General features: G+C 61.7%; 1 pseudogene. It reads left to right on the forward strand.

Annotation, left to right across the window (positions count from 1 at the left end):
• A pseudogene (locus tag JWG43_RS19020) lies at nucleotides 1-349 on the forward strand (transcription antiterminator BglG); the annotation flags it as partial.
• Between the last annotated feature and the right edge of the window lie 53 nt (nucleotides 350-402).

The following is a 402-nucleotide window of genomic DNA, read 5'->3' on the forward strand; positions in this document are numbered from 1 at the left end:
GGCCACGAGCTGTGCCAGTTTGCCAGCGATGACATCAGCCTGACCCTGGCCATGGTGGTCCGCGACATCCATGCCGAGTTACCAACCCAGGCCCCGCCGGGGCAGGAGGAGATCGCCAGCCTCGTCATCCAGATCCAGACCCGCCTAACTGCAGATCCCCCCAGCTCGGCCCGGCCATGGCCGCCAAGAGCGAGCAACTGGTTTACATCCGCTGACCTGCATTCACCAGCACTACTCCTATGATCTTCGCGGCGACCTGCAGTTGCGTGCCGACCTGCAGGCTCACATCAGTGCCATTATGCTGCGGGTCAACTACCAGATAGGCAGCCACAACCCGCTGGCGAACCACAAGAACGGGATTACGAGGGGCTGGTGCTGATCGAACTGGACTTCGTCATCAGC

This window comes from Desulfobulbus alkaliphilus, assembly GCF_016918545.1.
Taxonomy (GTDB): domain Bacteria; phylum Desulfobacterota; class Desulfobulbia; order Desulfobulbales; family Desulfobulbaceae; genus Desulfobulbus; species Desulfobulbus alkaliphilus.